The organism is Peribacillus sp. N1 (genome assembly GCF_054600815.1).
In genome coordinates, this window is the sequence record NZ_BAAHZO010000003.1 from 198,827 (window position 1) to 217,119 (window position 18,293).

Genomic DNA, 18,293 nt, shown 5'->3' on the forward strand with positions numbered 1-18,293 from the left:
CATAGTATCTAAATGACGCTTTGGCAGCTTTCATTGCCAAAGCGTTTTTTAGTTTCCCCCCTCCTTTGATTTCTTGAATGCAACGACAAGTTTTGAATATACATATTAACGGAAAATGTGTTTTTAGAGGAGGAAAGTCATTGAACCAACATGTACAATTGGAAATCAACCGCCTTGTTCATCGCTTGAAACAAGACCAATCCGCTGATGGTTCGTGGAATTATCCCTTCGACACCGGGATAACGGCAGATGCCTATATGATCATATTATTGAAAATTTTAGATATGGAAGACACTCCTCTTATAGAGGCTTTAGTAAAAAGAATCGAAAGCAGGCAAACGGAAAACGGTTCATGGAAACTTTTCCAAGACGAGAAGGACGGCAATGTTACGGTTACGATCGAGGCCTACTATGGCCTTCTTTTTAGCGGACTCCGCAATAAGAATCATCCCCATATGAGAAAAGCCAAACAATTCATTCTTTCCAAGGGCGGCATCAAACAGGCCAAAATGTTAACGAAAATGATGCTTACCGTCACCGGACAATATCAATGGCCTCGCCTATTCCCCATTCCTCTCGAAGTGGTCTTACTGCCTCCGACCTTTTTCGTCAGCATTTATGATCTTTCCGTATATGGGCGGGTCAACATGATTCCATTGCTATTGCTTGGCCATAAAAGGTTTCAAATCAAGACCCCTGACACTCCAAATCTAAAAGATTTATTTCAAACAAGGGAGGACCGATCCGAAGAGCGTATGTGGGAAGAGTATCGTACCGAAGAATATCGTTCCTTTTTCTCTAAACTTCAAACAGGCGTTAAAACCTTGATTGGTTATCCGGATTATTTGCATTCCTTAGCATTGGATTCAACGAAAAGGTTCATGCTCGACAGGCTGGAACCAGACGGGACACTGTACAATTATTTCGGTTCTACCTTTTTCATGATCTTTGCCCTCCTTTCCATTGGATATTCGAAAAGAGATCCAGTGATTCTAAAGGCCATGGCCGGTCTGAAGGGGATGGCCTGCTCCATTGAGGGACATACACATATCCAGTTCACTACGCCCCATGTTTGGAATACCTCCTTAATAAGCTACGCCCTTCAAGAAGCGGGCATACCTTCCAAAGACAAAGCGGTAATGTCCGCTAATCAGTACTTACTGTCACGCCAGCATTATATGTATGGAGATTGGCTGATCCATAATCCTAACGCGATTCCAGGCGGCTGGGGGTTCTCGGATTTAAATACCATGAATCCGGATGTCGATGATACGACCGCCTCCCTGCGGGCGCTGGCTAAACAACTTCAAGCAAAACCGGATAATCGGGACAGCTGGCAGCGCGGTGTCTCCTTCACGATATCCATGCAAAATGATGATGGCGGATTTCCAGCCTTCGAACGGAATAACGACCATAAATGGCTGCAGCTTCTTCCTATTGAGGGTTCGAAATATCTCCTGACTGACCCTTCTACCGCTGATCTGACAGGAAGGACGCTGGAATTCCTGGGGAACTATACAAATATGAAAAAGTCGGAAGAAGTCAGTAAAAGAGCGGTGGATTGGCTATTGGAAGACCAGAAGCGTGATGGCTCCTGGTATGGGCGCTGGGGCATCTGCTATCTATATGGCACTTGGTCTGCACTGACCGGCATGAAGGCAGCAGGGCAATCCACTGGACATCCATCCATCCAAAAAGCCCTAACTTGGTTGAAGAAAATCCAAAATGAAGATGGCGGCTGGGGTGAATCCTGTTACAGTGATATCAAGCAACGATATATCCCCCTCGGAACAAGCACACTGACACATACAGCCTGGGCTGTGGATGCGTTGATATCGGCGTCAGAAAAGCCGACAGCCGAGATCGAAAAAGGAATTGACTATCTCATCCGTGCAGGTCAACAAGAAAGCTGGACCAATGATTATCCTGCAGGCCAGGGAATGGCAGATTTCTTGTATATCCATTATCATAGCTATCGCTATATTTATCCCCTTTTAGCCTTAAGTCATTACAATAAAAAGTTCCTGAAGACTTAATCGCGAGTGTTTATTATCATATTAAAGGTGAATATGTGGATGACCTGTGGAAAAGTAGTGGATAATACCAAAAAGTTATCCACAATCCGGGGTTATCCACATTCATTTATCCGTAAAAGTGCCAAATGCCAGAAATCCCCCGTCATATTGTTGATTAATTCATTTCAGCGATGTAAGGATGACTTGGTTTATACAGGCTTTGTGGATAGTTTGGGGATGATCACGATTATGTGAAAACTTTATCCAGTTTATCACTATAAAATTTTATGGCCTTAGCATAAGATTGTATTTCTCGATCCCTCGACGTTTCGGCAATGATCTTCAATAGAGATTCCATCGCAAGATCATGTTGGCCCAAATTATAAAATGCCATGGCCCTGAATACCAATAAAGCCTTATCCCCAGGAAACTTCGCCAGCCCGGATTCCAATGTCCGTCTTGATTTTTCATATTCCCCTATGGTGCGATATGTACTGCCCAACCCGAGGTAGGCCCCTTTTGCATCCTCCTCCGGCAAACCTAATTCGAGTGCCGCTTCATAATAGGGCACCGCCTTTACCTCAAGTCCGAGAATATCCAAACTCCAGGCACACTGATACTGTATGACTGCATCACCGGGATTTTGCTTTGCCAGACCCATCAATAATCGATTGGATTTTTCGAATTCTTTCCTTTTCCTTAATGACAGTGCCTCTTCCAAATTCCCCATAATCAATCCTCCATTGAATAAATTCTTATTGCCTCTATTCGCGTTTCTTCTTTTTAATTCCTTTATAACCGCAGATGTTTTCAGAGTATCATCAGCTACATGTTGGTTCTCCCACCCATAGGCCTCTTCATCGAAAGGAAGTTTCTACTTCCTTCCGCCTAATTTCGCTTGAGATTCATAATCGCAATTAAAAAAAGGATCTGCCACTTGGCAAATCCTTTCATACAATTCAGTTCAAGAGCATTCATATATCAAATATTGCTGATTAATCATCCAATTGGTTTTTCAATACTTTACCTGTGGTTGCATCCACCACAACATCATATTCCTTTTGTCCTTGTTTTATTTCCAGCTCGTACACAAGGGTGCCATTCTCTGAATCAAGCTCCATATCCGTTACTTGACCATCCACCGCTTTCAAGGCAATCTTTTCAGCTTGATCACTGCTGACTTTTGCAGTTTCCACGGCTTGTTGTGTGCTCATATCCTCATCGTCATCCTCTTCCATCTCCTGAGAAAGAATCTCTCCCTTTTCAGCATCAACATCAACGTCTTGATAGCCTTCTTTTGTTTTAACGGTCATCTCATATGTCATCGGCTGGTCCCAATCCTTTTCAAATTGAGTAACTTCCCCGCCTAGTTTTTCTGAAATCATTTTGACAGCCTCATCCTCGGATAGGTTCCCCTTATTGACTGCATATACTGCCGTTCCAGCAGCACCGCCGAAAAGCAATACGGAAGCTATGGACACCGTCATGATTACCTTTTTCCTTTGAATGATGCCTTCTTTAATCGTACTCCACTGTTTTTTCATGAATGAATTCCTCCTTTAAGTTGTTACCTTAATAATAAGCACCCTTCATGAAACGAACATGAGCGTTAGATTAGAATTTGATGAGAAAGAGTAAGAGTCACCAACGTTCCCTCTCCCACCTCACTTTGAATCTCCAATTTACCGTCGAATGACTCTACAAGCGTCCGGGCGATGGAAAGCCCGAGTCCATTGCCTCCCGTTTTCCTTGCCCTCGATGAATCAACGCGATAAAAACGGTCAAATACATGGGGGAGATGTTCTGGTGATATCCCTCCACCGTGATCTTTCACACCGATGACAATTTCATTATCCTGCCGCTTTATCATGATTTGTATACTTGATTGACTGTATTTCATTGCATTGTCCAATAGGATGACAATCACCTGTTCAAGCTTACTGGAAATGGTCATTGCATAGATTTCCTTAAACTCTGACTCTATCGTTATTTCACGATTTCCCGTCCTTCTGAATGTTTGGGCAATCCCTTCACAAAATGAAATGAGTTCTATTTTCCCTTCCACATCTTCTGAAGGTTCCATTTGGGAAGCTGACTGCAAAAGATGCTCCGTCAGTTTTTTCATCCGGATGGCTTCATGATGGATTGCCTCCACTGCCTCTTCCTGAATCGCTTCATCCTTCATGCCCCAGCGTTTCAATAGAGAGGAGTAGCTTTCGATGACCGTAATCGGTGTTTTCAATTCATGTGAAGCATCTGAAAGGAATTGCTGCTGTTGGTTATAATTCCTTTCCAGCCTTTCCATCATCCTGTTGAATGCCGCCCCCATCACCTGCAGCTCGTCCTTTGATTGATCCGATAGCGGTATCCGTTTGAATTCCCCGCTTTTCTCAATATCCTTCATCGTTCCGCTCATGACCGATATCGGTTTGAGGATCAGGTTGGCCAGCCACTTACCGGCAAGAATCGATAACAGAATGACAAAAAAGGATGCACCGCCCAAAACGAGGGCAAGCGTCGATAAATTATCAAGGAGGGTATCCTGCGGCTGTGTGACCTCGATCATCCCCAGCTTCTTCCCCTCATCAGGATAAGGAAAACGGTAGGTCAATACATATTCACCGTCAACTTTGGCAAAATCATATCCTTTCTCGTCAATGGCTTTAACCGCAAGCCCCTTAAGGTCCTCTTCATCCGTAAATGATTTTACCAGCCTTCCATCCGTGTCGAATATCCGCACCATTCCATCGTCCGGGATATATGGCTCCATTAAATCGGAATCACCGGAAATCAAATCTTTCGTCAGGATATTTTCTTCTATTAATGAAGCTTGATCTTCAAGCAGATCCCGTTCCCTCTCTAACGATATCCAAAGGAAGGCGATTAAAACGATGATACTCAACAAGATAAGCATGACACTTAAAAAAAGACTGGAATACGATTGGATTTTCGTCCGAATCTTCATACTGGCTCCTTCAAGCTGTAACCTACCCCGCGGTAAGTATGGATGAGCTGCACCTCAAAGGGATAATCTATCTTTTTGCGCAAATAACGGATATACACATCAACCACATTCGTATCCCCTGCAAAGTCATATCCCCATACATGGGTCAGGATTTGCTCCCTTGAAAGTACTTGATTTTTATTTTGCAAAAGATAAACCAGCAAATCGAACTCGCGGGAAGTCAACTCAATCCTATTGCCTTGCCTGTGAATGTCCCTTGTACCGAGGTTCAACTTCAGATCATGGATTTTTAGTTCATCCACTTCCACTTCTGATTGGCTCTCCCGTACATTGGTACGAAAACAAGCACGGATCCGTGCAAGCAGCTCTTCAATTTCAAACGGTTTCGTTACATAATCATTCGCACCATGGTCCAGGCCATTCACCTTGTCTGGCACAGCATCCCTTGCGGTTAGGAGGATGACCGGTGTCGATCCATTCTTTTTCCGGTAACGCCTAAGTACTTCTATGCCATTCAACTCGGGCAGCATCACATCCAATAAGATTAAATCCCACTCTTCGGCTTCTGCCCTTTCCAGACCAGCCTTTCCGGTAAAAGCCGATTCTGTTTGATAACCCTCATGATTAAGTTCCAACTGGAGAATCCTCGCTATTTTTTCTTCATCTTCTATTATTAAAATTCTCTTATTCATGATCATCACCACCTACCCCTTAGTGTACTGAAGAAATATGAAAATATCATGAGAAATTGACCCCTGCGCATAAAAATCCGATGAAATAATGATTTAAATTTTTGTACCTTTAAAAGGTCAAAAAAAGAACCGGATGTGTAAGCACACCCGATCCATTTCATTCACCGTTCCAATGCTGGTCAATGAATTCATCACGTCCCGATTTCGCACGGTCCGCTTTATAATCATCTTTGTTTTTTTTATGATAGCCTTGATGGTATTCCTCGGCAGGATAAAAGGTTTGGGCCGGAAGGATTTCCGTTACGATTGGTTTCTGGAACTTCCCGCTGCCTGCTACCTTTTCTTTCGCTTCAAGAGCCAGTTTTTCTTGAGCTTCATCATGATAGAAGATGGCCGTCCGATATTGGCTTCCTCTGTCATGGAATTGACCGCCATCGTCGGTTGGATCGATTTGCTGCCAATATAGCTCCAGCAATCTTTCATAAGGAAATAACTGAGGATCGAAAGTGATTTCCACGACTTCATAATGCCCCGTAGTTCCCGTCTTCACTTCCTCGTAAGTCGGGTTTTCAACATGTCCTCCCGTATAACCGGATACGATTCCCCCAATCCCCGGTTGTTCTTCAAATGGTGTCACCATGCACCAAAAACAGCCTCCAGCAAATGTAGCCTTTTGCATAATGGTCATCCTCTCCGTATGTAATAAAAATTAATATACCATATTCAATTCTGACACTGCGCTTTTTTGATTTGCGAAGCCGCCATGGATTTACCTTTGATCAATCTTTTGACCAGCCTTTTTCCTTGAATCTTACAATCGCTTCAACGCGGTTGCTCACATCCAATTTATCAAGGATGACCGATATATAATTACGTACCGTTCCATTGGTCAGATAAAGCTGGCTTGCGATTTCCTTTGTGGTCTTACCATCCGCGATCAATTTGAGCACTTGGCACTCTCGTTCAGTCAAAGGGTTTTCTTCTTCGAAAGCCATATCCACCAGCTCAGGAGCATAAATGCGCCGACCATCCATGATGACACGGATAGAGTTCGCCAGTTCGTCACTTGGGCTATCCTTCAGAAGATATCCGCCTACCTCGGCCTTTCTGGCTCTTTCAAAATACCCAGGACGTGCAAAGGTGGTTAAAATGATGACCTTGCATCGGTGGCCTTGATCCTTGATCTCCTCCGCTACATCGAGCCCGGTTTTAACTGGCATTTCAATATCTGTTATGCAGATATCCGGCTTTAATTGATTGACGAGATTCATTGCTTCTTCCCCATTGCTCGCTTTTCCTACAACTTCCAGATCACTTTCCAAATCAAGGATGGAACCTAACGCGCCAAGCAGCATCCGCTGATCTTCGGCAATTACGATTCGAATCAAGGTTAATCCCACCTATCCATTATTTTTTATAGCATTCGGAACCCTTATATAAAGTGTCGTTCCCTCTGTTGATTTAATATCCAGGCTGCCATTAACAAATTCTAGCCTTTCTTTCATTCCTTGAAGTCCATTGCCTTTAATATACTCTGATCTATGTGAAAGTCCCACTCCATTATCCTGTACTGTGATCGTCACCCCTGTTTGTAATTCTTCGATGACGATATTACAGCAGTCGGCACCGCTATGTTTGACGATATTGGTCACAGCTTCCTTCAAGCACATGCTCAAAACCGTTTCAACAAGCAATGGGGTTTCTTGCAATTCCGTGGTCCCTTCCAAATTGAATTCTATCTCTGCGGCTTTCAATATTTGCTTGACCCGGATGATTTCATCGCTTAGCTTGGACCCACGCATTTCCGACACCATTTCACGTACTTCCTTGAGTGCCGTCCTCGCCGTTTGACGGATATCCTTGATTTCCTTCTTGGCCGTCTCCGGATTCAAATCGATCAACTTCCCTGCAAGGTCACTTTTCAAGCCAATCAAAGACAGCTTTTGGCCAAGTGTATCATGTAAGTCACGGGCAATCCGCTGACGTTCTTCCATTTTGCCAAGCTCTGATATTCTTTTATGAGCGTCCTCCAATTGTTCTTCCAGCATGCCCCGTTTATTCCGATTATACGTGTTGAAAGGGAGCAGGATCACACCTACCACACAAATGAGCATAAAGGGAAATTGCGAAAAGAAGGTAGGGTCTTTCATGATGAAGCCAATATTGACAGACACGATGGTAGCCAATAGCTGGATTGAATATAATACGAAAAAGCCAACCTTATTTTGAACATTCCCAATAAAGAATGCTAAAAAAAGTGAAAAGTAAATGTAGCTGAAAAATATGGTCATCGATATCGAAATGATTATTTGTATCGCGGTCCATACGTATACGGGCCATCCCTTCGAAACGAATGAGAGACCATATGATATGAAAAACAATATGATCATGACGATTCCAAAGACTATCTCCAACATCGAAGAGGATTTGAAGATGAAATAAAAAGGAAGGATACAAAAAATGATCCAGACATAAGGGCTCAGCCCTGTGTTTTTCGGAAAGATATGATACCAACTTTGCATGGCGCCGCCTCTATTTCTTTTTATCCTAGTATATACTAAGGAGTTTCATCAAAAAACCATCCAATGGGAATCGAATGGTTTTTTGGTGAACAATTTATTTTTTTTGAAGACTTGGACGTTCAGTATTGAGTTCAATTTTTGATTTTGTTTCATTTAGACGGTCCTTAATCTCTTTAAAACTGACAAACGTCTTGTTTTCGCCATCATAAAGGCGGAAGCGAAGTGATTTTAAACTTGAACTAAGGGTGATTGTCGTTGCCTGCTGCAAAGGCAGGGTGGATTCATGGACTTTTTCCAGATTATAGTTCGGCACTCTTGGACTAAGGTGATGCACGTGATGAAAACCGATATTACCAGTTACCCATTGCAAAACCTTTGGAAGTTTATAATAAGAACTTCCATCAATGGCAGCCTTCACGTAATCCCATTCAGATTCCTCTTCGAAATAAGAATCTTCGAACTGATGCTGTACATAAAACAGCCAGATGCCCAGTGATCCCGTTACAAAAAGCATCGGTACCTGAATCATCAGGAATGCCTGCCATCCGATAGCCAAGCATAAAAGACCATAAATTGCCACGATTGCAGCATTTGTCAAATACGTATTCATCCGTTCTTTCTTTTTAGCGCCCTTTTTATTCAGACGGTTCGATACAAGGAATAGATAAAATGGACCCAATCCAAACATGACGATCGGATTTCTATATAAACGGTAAGCAAGACGCCCCCAGAATGTAGCGGCGATATATTCATCAACGGTCATGATCCAAATATCCCCTGTACCGCGTTTGTTTAAATTACTGCTTGTTGCATGATGTATGGAATGGCTATGCTTCCATTGCTCATACGGAAATAATGTAACGATCCCACTGATTGTACCCAGGATGCTATTCGCTTTCCTGCTTTTGAAAAACGATTGATGACAGCAATCATGGAAAATGATGAAAATCCTGACTACGAATCCTGAAGCAAGAACGGCCAATGCAAGTGTCAGCCAGTATGAAATGGTTAAGCTTTGATAAGCTAAAAACCATAACAGGAAAAATGGCGGAAATGTATTTATGAGCTGTTTCACGCTTGATTTAGTATTGGATTTTTCAAAAGGGGCAACATCTTTTCTCAATTGTTTTTGATTATGATTACTCATGATTTCCTCCTCAAAAAATATAGGAATAAAGTGTTTAAATGGATCGGTTATGCTTGCATCTCTTCTTTAAGTATAGGAATAATAACCGATTTTCTATAGTCATAAACGTCAAATCCTTGCCATGACACTTGTCATATACTTGTCTGCTTCAAAACTTTTCACACGTATTTTTTCCTCATTCATCATTTTTACACTTAAAAAAACGATGAAATCCCATCAATCTGATTCCAAGAAATAGCCTTACATTTATTCGAGCAAATAAAAAAGGATCCGCCGCTTGGCGAACCCATTTATATCTTGATGGCATAAACCCTTTCAGGACGTCCTACCGTGCCATATGTTAAATCGGCATCAATTTTTTCCTCTGACATCAAGTGCTCCAGATAACGCCTTGCCGTTGTCCTGCTCACACCGATTTCCTTTGCCACTATTTCGGCAGTTAAACCCGGGGAGGATTTCCCCAACACAACCATCACCTTCTCCAAAGTCATCCGATCGATCCCTTTTGGCAGTAAAGTCTGTTCCCTCTCTTTTTCATTCATTTCCTTTCGCAAAAGCTTATCCACCTGTTGCTGCGTTACAGGAAAATTGCCCTTTTCCAATTCAGACAGTTTAATGTGATACTCTTGATACCTGCGTAAGGACTGCTTGAAACGTTCAAATGCGACAGGCTTGATAATATAATCAAATATGCCGATTTTGATGGCTTCCTGGACTTTTTCGATTTCTTTAGCCGCCGTTATCATGATGACATCCATTTGTTTGCTTTGCTGCTTGATTTCCTTCAGGATATCGAGTCCATTCATATCCGGAAAATACATATCGAGCAGCAATAGATCCGGCTGCATGATTTCGATGAAGCTTTTAGCCTCGTCATAGCTTGACGCGATTCCGATCGTTTGAAACCCCTCAATCTTTTCGATGAACAGCTTTTGTATCTCCGCAATCCGCAGGTCATCTTCTACGATCAAAACTTCTATATCGCGAATGGCCATCATTTAATCACCCCTCTATTTTTTGGCAGTGCAACAGTAAAAATCGTATATTCCTCTTCTTTCGTCGAAAAAGTGATATATCCCCCTAATCCATCAATCGCTTCCTGAACAAGGCTCAAACCTATACCTGAATTGGTTTGATGGCTTTTCGTCGTAAAACCGTCCTGGAAAATCAATTCGGTAACATTTGAGTTCATCCCTTTTCCATTATCTTCAACCTCTATGATCAACTCTTTACCCAAGTCCGTGACGAACAACGATACCCTCTTTTCCTCCCTTTCGTTTTCCCGTACAGCTTCAAAGGCATTATTGATGAGATTGCCGATGATCGTCACCAATAAATCTCGATCTATTACAGATGGAATATCTTTAAAACTGCTTTCTCTATCAATGGTAAAATCAATTTTCAGCTCACTGGCTAAACTTACCTTCCCTAAGATGAACCCAGCAATGATCGGATCAGGTACTTCCTTCATTAGAAAGTGAATGAAGCCTTGGGTGACATCGACTTCCTTCGATATGAAATCCATTGCTTCTTTATATGAACCGAGTTGAATCAAGCCTAGCAGTGTATAGAGCCGGTTCGAATATTCATGTGTCTGGGCCCTAAGCCCTTCTGCATACGCCTTTACATGTGATAGTTCCTGAAGGAGATTGGATAGTTCCGATTTATTTCTCAAACTTGCAACTGCACCAATGATTTCTCCCTGTCCATTCAAGATCGGAATCCGGCTAGCCAAAAAAACTTCACCGTCAATCATGAATTCCTGATCATACTCGGCCCGTGCCGTGCTGACTACATCAAGCAAATGTGTATGAGTTATGACTTCTTCGATTTTTTGCCCGCGAAGCATGACGTCTTTAGGAATATGAAGGATTTTATGCGCCGTTTCATTGACGACCGTGATTTTTCCATGAACATCAATGGCAATGATGCCTTCATGAATGGATTCCAAAATGGCATGCTTCTCTTGAAACATCCAGGCGATCTCTTTCGGCTCCAGGCCCAATATCGCCTTTTTTATATTGAATGAAATGAAGAAGGCTACCAACAAACCGCCAACTAATATAAAAGAGATGATCCAGACGATCTTTCTTTGTATACTGGACAATTCTTTTTCAATATCGTCCTGAAGGTAGCCAACGGAGACGACACCTATGACCTTTTCATTGGCGATGATCGGGGATTTCCCCCTAATGGAAGGTCCCAATGTCCCAGTGGACTCCGTGATGATGGATTTCCCATCCCACACCTCGGCGTTATCTCCCCCTACCATTTTCTTCCCGATCAAGTTTGGATCTGGATGGGACAGCCTTGTTTCATTCTCATCCCCTATTACTATGAATTCCGCATCGATCTGCCTGCGAATTTTTTCCGCGATGGGCTGGATGATTACAGAAGGATTGTCCGTTCTAAAAGCTTGTTTAATTTCAGGCAGCAAAGAAATGGTCTGGGCAACCGACAATGCTTTTTCCCCTGTTTCCTGCTTCAGGTTATTTTCCAGGATATTTATGAAAATAACTTCAAAGATTCCACCCATTAAGATGATTAACGTACAGATGCCCAGCATCAACTTGGTGTGTAAACGCATTCAATCACCTCTACTTACATCATATAAAAAAAAACCCCTTTAAAAAAGGAGTTTTTTCACAACATTCAGAAAATATTGGTTAACCTTCAATATTGATGACAACATCCTTCCCTCTCTTCTTGAGTAAAACCGGAATGAGCAGCCATAATGCCGTTACGACCAGGAATGTCAGCGAAAGCGGCCGAGTGAAAAACAAACTGTAATCACCATCGGATATCGTCAGTGCCCTGCGCATATTATTTTCTATCATCGGTCCTAAAACCAGTCCTAAGACCAACGGGGCGATTGGATAATCATTTTTACTTAAGAAATATCCCAAGATCCCGCATCCTAGTAATAGCAATAAATCATAAGTCGATACTTGTACCGCATAAACGCCAAAAATGGAGATCGCGATAATGATTGGTATCAAATACTTCTTTGGCGTTTCAATGATTTTCGCAAAAACCTTAACGAGCGGGAGATTAAGGATGAGGAGCATCAGATTCCCGATGAACATACTGGCGATAAGTCCCCAGGCCACCTGGGGATGGTCTTCGAATAATAATGGACCTGGCTGAACATTGTACATCATCAACGCACCCATTAAAATCGCCGTTGTACCTGAACCCGGAATTCCCAGCGTCAATAATGGAATCATCGCTCCGCCAGAAGCCGCATTATTGGCCGTTTCAGGACCAGCCACTCCAGCGATTGCCCCCGTACCAAATCTCCCGGGTTTTTTTGATATCCGTTTTTCCATAAGGTATGAGAAGAAGGAAGCAAGAGTGGCCCCTGCACCTGGCAGGATTCCTACAAAGAAACCTAAGAGCGATCCCCTCGCAATCGGCCCTGCAGATTCCTTGAATTCTTCTTTTGAAGGAATCAAATTATTGATCTTTGCAATTTCCCCATCATCCTCGTCTTTTTCCAGGATTGTCTTGAATACTTCCCCAAGGGCGAATAGGCCTACTGCGATCGTCAGGAATTCGACCCCTTGATACAGCCAAGGAATGTGGAATGTAAAACGGGCGATCCCGGATACATTATCGATGCCTATTGTCCCGATCAACAAACCGCAAACCGTCATGATCAGTGCCTTGGTTACGGATTTTCCCGCGAGGCCGCTGACTGCCGCCAACCCTAGAAGCATGAGCGAAAAATACTCAGCCGGACCGAATTTAATGGCAATCGTCGATAATGGCTGAGCCAAGGCAATCATGGCGACAAGGGTGACAATCCCTCCGACGAAGGAACCGATTGCCGAAATCGATAAAGCACTCCCGGCTCTTCCCTTCTTGGCCATTTGGTATCCATCCAGTGTGGTGACGACAGAAGAAGATTCACCAGGAGTATTCAATAGGATTGAAGTCGTCGATCCTCCATACATCGCTCCATAATAAACACCTGCAAGTAAAATGATGGCGCTTGTTGCCGCTTGCTCTGGGGGAAGTCCCCCTGTAATCGAAGCGGTTACCGGAATTAAAAGAGCCACACCGCTCATCGGCCCGATCCCCGGCAAAACGCCGACAGCCGTACCGATCAATACTCCGACAAATGCAAAAAGTATATTATACCAAGTTAGTGCCGTTTCAAAACCATGCATCAAATAATCAAAAGTGCCCACTTCACATCCCCCTCCCCTTTATGAAAACCAGATTGGCCAACCCGGCAGTGTTCCCTTTAAAACATTCACGAATAAATAATAGATGATTCCGGAAAATCCTGCGGATATGATGAGCGATGTCACCCATTTATTTCGCTCCATCGTTTGAAAGCAAACAAACAAAAACAGAAAGGTCGTAATGACATATCCTATCGTTTCCAATGTCAAAATATAAATCAAGGTGGAGAGCAGAATGATGATAAAAGGTTTATATTCCAGCTTTCCCTTACCCGATTCCTGTACATTGCTCCGAAATGCCTCATAAAACAGGCGAATACTTAAAACAGCAAGAACGAGTCCCAATACAAAAGGGAAAATGTCCGGTCCTACCGAACTTCCATAAGAAGAACTGGCCAGCTTTCTGCTTCCTATCATAAACAGCACTCCGACAGCCAGAAAGGCTACAGATGCAAAGCGATCAAATTTAACATCCATCACAATCCCTCCATTTCAGAAAATAAGAAGAAGGTGAAAGCACCCCCTTCTTCTCGATTATTTTTCCATGCCTAAGGCTTCCAATAATTGCTGCACCTGTTTCTCCTGTTCTTCTAAAAACTTGCTGAATTCTTCACTATTTTTATACTCTTGTTCCCATCCTTGAACTTCCACTTCCTTTTTCCATTCAGAAGTTTCAACTAGCTTCTCAATGGTTCCGTCCCAAAAGGCTTTCGCTTCACCAGACATATTCTGAGGTCCAAAAACGCCTCTCCAAATCGTGAATTCAGCATCAACACCCTGTTCCTTTGCCGTCGGTATGTCTTTTAGATCTCCACCTAAACGTTCCGTCGAGGTTACGGCCAACACTCTAATCTTTCCTGCCTTTAAAAATTCCCTGACACTGGATGCATCAGTTCCGATCACATCTGCATTTCCGCCAAGCAATGCCGTAATCGCTTCCCCTCCACCGTCGTACGAAACGTATTTAAGTTCGGTTGGATTCAAGCCATATTCATATGCTGGAAGAATGGAAATCAAATGATCCATGGATCCCGGAGCCGATCCTCCTGCGAAGGTCAATTTACGCGGATCTTTTTTCACTGCTTCCAGCACTGATTTCAAATCCTTGAATTCAGAATCTGCCTTTACCACTATTGCCCCATAATCCTTTGTCAGCTGCGCCAAAGGAGTCGTATTTTTATATCCATAAGGACTGTTGCCTTCTTTTTTGAGGTTATTGATGATGACAGGCGGTGAATTCACGAACAACATGTCATTGTTATCAGCTTGCTGTGTTGCATAATCCGCCATGAAGACAGCGCCCCCGCCACCGGGTTTGTTTTCGACGGTTAATGGCTGGTTAACCAGTTTTGTCTCACCCAAGACCTTTGTAAATGAACGGGCGGTTAAATCCCATCCCCCGCCTGCGCCCGATGGAGCAACGACCGTTATGGCTTTTTTCGGATAACCTGTACTTTCTTTCTTTTCTCCTGATGTACCCGAACTGCTGCATGCACCTAAACTTAAAGCTAACGAACCCGCCAATATGACCGCTGAAATCTTTTTACGAGAAAACATAATAATCCCCCTTTTTTGAAAGCGTTTTCTTAATTCTACAAAAATATCTTCCTTTTATTTGATTGCCCAACTAAAATGCATAACTTCCATAACTTCCATATTGTTCATAAAGTTTTATAGCAGGAAAAGGGGGAAAAGACTGCTCCTTCAGAGCAGTCCAAGTTTTTAGATTTAAATAAAACAAAGTGATTGGAGTGGAAATTACGGTTCGGTTTTACAAACACTATAAACTGTAAACAAACTCGATTTTCATCGAGTTTGTTTACAGTTAGAGACTGCACTTTTGAGCAGCCCTGCTAGAATAGTATTTTTGATAGATATACGACCATCGTTACCGTTATGCTGCTGAATAAAGTCGACATCAAGACTGCCTGTGCCGCATACTCCGGATGGTTGTCATATTCCAAAGCGAATAATGCGCTGTTTCTTGATGTGGGAAATGAGCTTGCGATAAACAACCCTTGGGCGACAGTCCCTTCCAAGCCCAGCATGAGGATGATCAGGAAGGCGATGGATGGCGAGAGTATTAAACGGCCAATCAAGCTAAGTATAAGCGGAAGCGGAAATTGCGTCATTTTCAAATAGGCACTCTGTGCACCCAATGTAATCAAGGCAATGGCTATGAAGGCACTCGCGATATTTTCAATCGGGGTCCATAAGAACAGCGGAATGTCGAAAGAAAAGGAATGTAATAGAAAACCGAGTAATAAAGCATAAATGACGGGGTTCTTCAAGAACTCGCGAATGGCGCCCTTCGCACTTTTTGTATGGACGGAAACGGAATTCATCAATCCATAGGTATAGGTCAACAGGTTTTGAAAGATGATCACGATGACTTGTATCGACAGCCCAAGAGGATTTCCGTGAAAAACCATCTGGCTGACGGGTAATCCGAAATTGGCTGAGTTATTCAGGACTACACTATTTTTAAACGTGGCCGAAAGGCTTTGATCAAACCTGGCAAGTTTAGCAATCACTGTACTCACGATGATGAGACTTACTGCTTGAAGAGCAAGGAAGCTGAATATCTGGAAGATCATCCCCCCGCCCATTTTACTTTGATAAATATTAATAAAGCTAATGGCCGGCATGAGCAGGAAGTGATTCAATTTAGACAGCGTATTCATATCCAACTTGAATTTACGATGCAGAATGGCCCCCGCCCCTATGAGGAAAAAGACCGGCACAATGACATTCAATACGATCAGAAACAGGACACTCACTTGACTTCCTCTCCATTCCTTAGGCAATACCTGATGATTTACATTTACATCTCCATTTATCATAATGCCGGGATAACCATAATTAAAATACCAATAAATTATCGTTATCCATTCAAAAAAGGAATGACAAAAAAGCACAGAGGTTTCTGCGCTTCCGGTTAAATGTCCCTCATGAAATCGACGCCTTTGACAAATTCGACAAACTCCTTGACCAGCTTTAATTCCAGCGACTTTTCATGATATAACATCCACGTATTCCTGATAAGGGGATTACCTTGCTTATCCTTAAGGTCCATTTGACGGAGATTTTGGTCCTTCTCCAATAAAACACTGGGAAGGATGCCATATCCCAGGCCATTCCTGACCATTTCTTTGCATGTATCACCTTTGTCCACTTCCATCCCCACCAAAGGAGGTCCGGAAAAATTGTCTCGCCACCAATTATCGATCATTGTTTTCAAAAGAGCATCTGTCCCATAATCGATCCTCGGCAAAAAAGGCAGGTTCCGGACTTCGATTTCTTCCTTGGAAGCAATGCAAATCGTTTCCTCAAAAAGATGATGCCTTGATCCTGACCATTGATAGTCCCCCCGAACGATTCCGACATGCACTTCCTCCTTGTAAATGAGGTTCAGCACTTCTTTACTCCATCCAGTTGTCACATGGAAATCCACTTTGGGATATCGCTCACGAAATAATTTCAGCAGGCCTGGCAATTTATGCAGCGTAATATAGTTGGAAACACCCAGCCGTAATGTTCCACTGATTTCCTGACCCATATTGAATGCCGTCTCTTTTATCTGCCGGAGCCTGATCAGCATCTCATCTGCACAGATGGCCAAATATTCCCCTTGAGGCGTGAATTGCACTCCCCTTGTTCCCCGCTCCACAATTTTTAGATTGAATTCCTTCTCTATTTGTTGAATCCGTTTCGTTAAAGAAGGCTGCGAGATATATAAACTTTGCGCCGTTTTAGTAATATTCTTGTGTTCATGCAACACCTTTAAAATATGCCAATCCCTTTCGTTCATAACCCTTCCCCCGATACGCATTTCCTTGAATGTTTTATCCAAACTGTACCACAAAATGCCTGTTGGATATATCCTTTTACAAGTACACAAAAAGCCCAAGCCATGTTGGCAAGGACTTTCCGATAAGTACCTTTTAAGCGAATGATGATCATTCATTCAATTGAATTCTTTCAGGGCATGTGTAGATATTCAGTGAATCATTACGAATGAATCCGACCGTGGTGATTCCCAATCCTTCAGCCAACTCCAAGGCCAATTCGGTTGGAGCCGATTTCGAGAGTATCAGCTCACAGCCGATTTTCGCCACCTTCAAGAGAATTTCCGATGAAATCCGGCCGCTGAACACGATAGCTTTTCCTTCTATCGAAATACCATTTTTCAGGCAATAGCCGTATATTTTGTCCAATGCGTTATGCCGTCCGATGTCCATCCTGCTTAATACGAGGCCATCGACATCACATAAAGCGGCATTGTGGACTCCACCTGTGTTCTGGAAGGTGACGGCAGAATTTTGTAAATCCTTCATCAAGCGGAAGCAGTCATCAGGAGTCAGTTTCACCGAAATATGATCCATTTTCTTGGCAGTCAATGCATCATTCACAAAGACGAAACCTTGTCTGCTCATTCCGCAGCATGATGTAATATACCGCTTATTTTGAAAATCCTGGAAGTAAGGATTCACTTTATCTGTCTTCACATGAACAAAGCCTTCTTTTTCCTGGACCCAGATTTCTTTTATTTCATCATATTTTTTGATGATGCCTTCCGAAGCCAAATAACCAATCACCATATCCTCGATGTATTCGGGTGTACAAACCATTGTGACGAATTCCTGACCATTTACTTTGACAGTAACGGGATACTCCGTTACAATCGCATCTTCCGTACGCTCGATGTTACCTTTGGTTATCCGGATGATGTCCCTCTTGATTTCAATCGCTTTCATGTTCC

General features: G+C 42.9%; 17 protein-coding genes. 1 reads left to right on the top strand and 16 read right to left on the bottom strand.

The features are described 5' to 3' along the window. Positions 1–140 precede the first annotated feature (140 nt). Complete coding sequence (gene shc / locus ACYP5M_RS13890) at positions 141–2,036, top strand: squalene--hopene cyclase (RefSeq protein ID WP_260358727.1); 1,896 nt, start codon at positions 141–143, stop codon at positions 2,034–2,036. Positions 2,037–2,262: 226 nt separating this feature from the next. Here shc and ACYP5M_RS13895 read toward each other — a convergent pair whose 3' ends face one another. From ACYP5M_RS13895 to fdhD, 16 genes are all read right to left on the bottom strand, one after another. Continuing rightward, complete coding sequence (locus ACYP5M_RS13895) at positions 2,263–2,745, bottom strand: tetratricopeptide repeat protein (RefSeq protein WP_459735172.1); 483 nt, start codon at positions 2,743–2,745, stop codon at positions 2,263–2,265. A 265-nt stretch (positions 2,746–3,010) separates the two neighbouring features. Then, entirely contained in the window at positions 3,011–3,559 is a 549-nt protein-coding gene (locus tag ACYP5M_RS13900; RefSeq protein WP_452444664.1) for a PepSY domain-containing protein, read from the bottom strand. A 65-nt stretch (positions 3,560–3,624) separates the two neighbouring features. Next, on the bottom strand, positions 3,625–4,980 hold the full coding sequence (locus ACYP5M_RS13905) for a sensor histidine kinase (protein WP_452444665.1): 1,356 nt from the start codon (positions 4,978–4,980) through the stop codon (positions 3,625–3,627). Then, complete coding sequence (locus tag ACYP5M_RS13910) at positions 4,977–5,672, bottom strand: response regulator transcription factor (protein ID WP_101223998.1); 696 nt, start codon at positions 5,670–5,672, stop codon at positions 4,977–4,979. Before ACYP5M_RS13910 ends, ACYP5M_RS13905 begins: the two co-directional genes overlap by 4 nt. Positions 5,673–5,829: 157 nt before the next feature. Continuing rightward, entirely contained in the window at positions 5,830–6,351 is a 522-nt protein-coding gene (gene msrA / locus ACYP5M_RS13915; protein ID WP_101223690.1) for a peptide-methionine (S)-S-oxide reductase MsrA, read from the bottom strand. 100 nt (positions 6,352–6,451) lie between these two features. Beyond that, complete coding sequence (locus ACYP5M_RS13920; RefSeq protein WP_459735173.1) at positions 6,452–7,060, bottom strand: response regulator; 609 nt, start codon at positions 7,058–7,060, stop codon at positions 6,452–6,454. 12 nt (positions 7,061–7,072) lie between these two features. Further along, positions 7,073–8,194 carry a sensor histidine kinase gene (locus tag ACYP5M_RS13925; RefSeq protein ID WP_101223692.1) on the bottom strand — a complete coding sequence of 374 codons (1,122 nt, stop codon included), beginning with the start codon at positions 8,192–8,194 and terminating at the stop codon, positions 7,073–7,075. A 94-nt stretch (positions 8,195–8,288) separates the two neighbouring features. After that, entirely contained in the window at positions 8,289–9,341 is a 1,053-nt protein-coding gene (gene desA, locus ACYP5M_RS13930; protein WP_459735174.1) for a Delta(5) desaturase DesA, read from the bottom strand. 290 nt (positions 9,342–9,631) lie between these two features. After that, the gene (locus tag ACYP5M_RS13935; protein WP_402943600.1) at positions 9,632–10,339 is read right to left on the bottom strand and encodes a response regulator; all 708 of its coding nucleotides are present in this window, start codon (positions 10,337–10,339) and stop codon (positions 9,632–9,634) included. Continuing rightward, the gene (locus ACYP5M_RS13940) at positions 10,336–11,928 is read right to left on the bottom strand and encodes an ATP-binding protein (protein WP_459735175.1); all 1,593 of its coding nucleotides are present in this window, start codon (positions 11,926–11,928) and stop codon (positions 10,336–10,338) included. Before ACYP5M_RS13940 ends, ACYP5M_RS13935 begins: the two co-directional genes overlap by 4 nt. A 79-nt stretch (positions 11,929–12,007) precedes the next feature. After that, a complete protein-coding gene (locus ACYP5M_RS13945) occupies positions 12,008–13,534 on the bottom strand; it encodes a tripartite tricarboxylate transporter permease (RefSeq protein WP_459735176.1) in 1,527 nt (508 codons plus the stop codon). Positions 13,535–13,552: 18 nt separating this feature from the next. Further along, positions 13,553–14,008 carry a tripartite tricarboxylate transporter TctB family protein gene (locus tag ACYP5M_RS13950; RefSeq protein ID WP_101223697.1) on the bottom strand — a complete coding sequence of 152 codons (456 nt, stop codon included), beginning with the start codon at positions 14,006–14,008 and terminating at the stop codon, positions 13,553–13,555. A 57-nt stretch (positions 14,009–14,065) separates the two neighbouring features. Next, positions 14,066–15,088, bottom strand: coding sequence for a Bug family tripartite tricarboxylate transporter substrate binding protein (locus ACYP5M_RS13955; RefSeq protein WP_101223698.1), 1,023 nt, complete (start codon positions 15,086–15,088; stop codon positions 14,066–14,068). A 296-nt stretch (positions 15,089–15,384) separates the two neighbouring features. After that, complete coding sequence (locus ACYP5M_RS13960) at positions 15,385–16,311, bottom strand: AEC family transporter (RefSeq protein ID WP_101223999.1); 927 nt, start codon at positions 16,309–16,311, stop codon at positions 15,385–15,387. A 158-nt stretch (positions 16,312–16,469) separates the two neighbouring features. Next, entirely contained in the window at positions 16,470–17,342 is an 873-nt protein-coding gene (locus ACYP5M_RS13965; protein WP_101223699.1) for a LysR family transcriptional regulator, read from the bottom strand. 148 nt (positions 17,343–17,490) lie between these two features. Further along, on the bottom strand, positions 17,491–18,288 hold the full coding sequence (fdhD, locus tag ACYP5M_RS13970; RefSeq protein WP_459735177.1) for a formate dehydrogenase accessory sulfurtransferase FdhD: 798 nt from the start codon (positions 18,286–18,288) through the stop codon (positions 17,491–17,493). Positions 18,289–18,293 lie beyond the last annotated feature (5 nt).

Bases quoted from the DNA above. Each gene is read 5' to 3' on its own strand.
- fdhD (WP_459735177.1), bottom strand. From the start codon at position 18,288: ATGAAAGCGATTGAAATCAAGAGGGACATCATCCGGATAACCAAAGGT.
- ACYP5M_RS13965 (WP_101223699.1), bottom strand. From the start codon at position 17,342: ATGAACGAAAGGGATTGGCATATTTTAAAGGTGTTGCATGAACACAAG.
- ACYP5M_RS13940 (WP_459735175.1), bottom strand. From the start codon at position 11,928: ATGCGTTTACACACCAAGTTGATGCTGGGCATCTGTACGTTAATCATC.
- ACYP5M_RS13955 (WP_101223698.1), bottom strand. From the start codon at position 15,088: ATGTTTTCTCGTAAAAAGATTTCAGCGGTCATATTGGCGGGTTCGTTA.
- ACYP5M_RS13900 (WP_452444664.1), bottom strand. From the start codon at position 3,559: ATGAAAAAACAGTGGAGTACGATTAAAGAAGGCATCATTCAAAGGAAA.
- ACYP5M_RS13895 (WP_459735172.1), bottom strand. From the start codon at position 2,745: ATGGGGAATTTGGAAGAGGCACTGTCATTAAGGAAAAGGAAAGAATTC.
- ACYP5M_RS13935 (WP_402943600.1), bottom strand. From the start codon at position 10,339: ATGATGGCCATTCGCGATATAGAAGTTTTGATCGTAGAAGATGACCTG.
- msrA (WP_101223690.1), bottom strand. From the start codon at position 6,351: ATGCAAAAGGCTACATTTGCTGGAGGCTGTTTTTGGTGCATGGTGACA.
- ACYP5M_RS13905 (WP_452444665.1), bottom strand. From the start codon at position 4,980: ATGAAGATTCGGACGAAAATCCAATCGTATTCCAGTCTTTTTTTAAGT.
- desA (WP_459735174.1), bottom strand. From the start codon at position 9,341: ATGAGTAATCATAATCAAAAACAATTGAGAAAAGATGTTGCCCCTTTT.
- ACYP5M_RS13925 (WP_101223692.1), bottom strand. From the start codon at position 8,194: ATGCAAAGTTGGTATCATATCTTTCCGAAAAACACAGGGCTGAGCCCT.
- ACYP5M_RS13950 (WP_101223697.1), bottom strand. From the start codon at position 14,008: ATGGATGTTAAATTTGATCGCTTTGCATCTGTAGCCTTTCTGGCTGTC.
- ACYP5M_RS13910 (WP_101223998.1), bottom strand. From the start codon at position 5,672: ATGAATAAGAGAATTTTAATAATAGAAGATGAAGAAAAAATAGCGAGG.